The sequence below is a fragment of the Mycobacterium colombiense genome, assembly GCF_001672755.1.
Taxonomy (GTDB): Bacteria; Actinomycetota; Actinomycetes; order Mycobacteriales; family Mycobacteriaceae; genus Mycobacterium; species Mycobacterium colombiense_C.
In genome coordinates this window covers 1-2,079 of sequence record NZ_LZKI01000097.1, presented here as the reverse complement: position 1 = coordinate 2,079, position 2,079 = coordinate 1, and the positions used below count along the sequence as shown (strand labels likewise).

The window sequence follows — 2,079 nt, the reverse complement described above, 5'->3', positions numbered from 1 at the left end:
GATCAGGCTGGTGTTGATGGAACGCATGAACGTCTGGTTGATCGCCAGGTTGGCCTGCTCGGCGAAGGTGCGCCGGGTGGTGTGCTGGAATCCGTGAGTGTTCTCCTCGACCTTGTCGAACACGATGACGGTGTCGTAGAGGGAGAAACCGAGAATCGTCAGCAAGCCGATGACGGTGGCCGGCGTGACTTCGAAACCGACCAGCGAATACACCCCGGCGGTGACGGTCAGGTCGAAAACCATGGTCGTCAGCGCGGAGATGGCCATGTACCGCTCGTAGCGGATCATGATGTAGACGCCGACCAGCACCAGGAAGACGGCGAGCGCGATCAGGGCCTTGTCGGTGATCTGGTCGCCCCAGGTCTCGGAGACGGCAGCGTCGCTGATGGCCTGCTTGCTGGGCTTACCGTCGGCGCCCTTGGGTCGGAAGGCGTCGAACAGGGCGTTGCGCAGCTTCGTGGTCTGGTCGTTGGTCAGCGTTTCCGAGCGGATCTGCACGGTCGCGCCCGCGCCGTTGCCGACGACGACCACCGCCTCCGGGTCGTTGCCGATGGCCTTGCGGAACACCTCTGAGACCTGTGAGGTCTGCACGGTGCCGGCCTGCCCGGCCGCGGGCATCGACACCGTCGTGCCGCCGTTGAAGTCGATGCCGAAGGTGAAGCCCCGCAACAGGATGGACAGGACGGCGACGGCGACGATCGCGCCGCTGATGCCGAACCACAACCGGCGCCGGCCGACCACCTCGAACGCGCCGGTGCCGGTGTAGAGGCGCGACAGGAAGCCGTGGTGCGGCTGCCCGGCGGCGGCGCTATCGGTCAATTCCGTTGCGCCCTCGGATGCTTCGGTGATCTCGGTTGCGTCTTTGGAGGCTTTGGAGGGAGTCATGTGCTATCCCCGTCCCGTCTTGACCTGCGCCGAAGCCCGGCGTTCGCGGGCGACCCGCTGAACGGCACCCAGGCCGTTGTAGGCCGGCTTTGCCAGCGTCGGGGACTTGGACGCCAGGTACACCAGCGGCCAGGTCACCAGGAACACCACCACGATGTCGAGGACCGTGGTGAGGCCCAACGTGAAGGCGAAGCCGCGCACCTGGCCGATGGCCAGCGCGTAGAGCACCGCGGCAGCCAGGAAGGTGACGGCGTTACCCGACACGATCGTCTTGCGGGCCCGTACCCAGCCTCGTGGCACCGCCGAGCGGAACGAACGGCCTTCGCGGATCTCGTCCTTGATGCGCTCGAAGAAGACGACGAACGAGTCGGCGGTGGTGCCGATACCGATGATCAGACCCGCGATGCCGGCCAGATCCAGGGTGTAGTTGATCTGACGGCCCAGGATCACCAGGATCGCGAAGATCATCGCCCCGGAAGCGGCCAGCGACAGGGCCGTGAGCAATCCCAGCACCCGGTAATAGAGCAGCGAGTACAGCAGCACCAGCACCAAGCCGATCGCACCCGCGACCAGCCCGGCCCGCAGCGAGGTCAATCCCAGTGTCGCCGAGACGGTTTGGGCCTCCGACGATTCGAAGGACAGCGGCAGCGAGCCGTATTTGAGGACGTTGGCCAACTGCTTGGCGGTCGCGGCGGTGAACGGCGGATCGCCACCGCTGATCTGGGTCCGGCCGCCGGGAATGGCTTCCTGGATCATCGGCGCGCTGACGACCTGCGAGTCCAGGGTGAACGCGGTCTGGGTCCCGATGTGGGCGGCGGTGAAGTCGGCCCAGGTGTTGGCCGCGGCGGACTTGAACTGCAGGTCGACGACGTAGCCGATGCCGCGCTGGTTCTGGCTCGCGCTGGCGTCCTGGATCTGGTCACCGCTGATGATCGACGGGCCCAGCAGGTAGGCGACCTTGTGGTCGGTCGAGCAGGTGATCAGCGGCTGGGCCGGATCGTCGTTGCCGGCCAGGATGTCTTCTTTGTCGCAGCGCGTCGCCTGGAACTGCAGGGCGAGGAACTGGATGCCCTGCCGCGTGCTCTGGCGCCACTTCTTCTCGTCGGCGATGCGGTCGGCGAGTTCCTTGCGCGGATCAGGCGGCGCGGGCGCTTCGGCGGGCGGGGCCTGGTCGGCCGGTGCGGGCGCGCCGGG

General features: G+C 66.9%; 2 protein-coding genes. Both read right to left on the bottom strand.

What is annotated here, in order from left to right; all coding sequences use genetic code 11:
* On the bottom strand, window positions 1-885 hold an 885-nt coding region (gene secF / locus A5708_RS13685; protein WP_065029151.1), incomplete at its 3' end, for a protein translocase subunit SecF.
* Window positions 886-888: 3 nt separating this feature from the next.
* Window positions 889-2,079, bottom strand: a 1,191-nt coding sequence (gene secD / locus A5708_RS13680; protein WP_065029150.1) for a protein translocase subunit SecD, incomplete at its 5' end; no start/stop codon positions are given.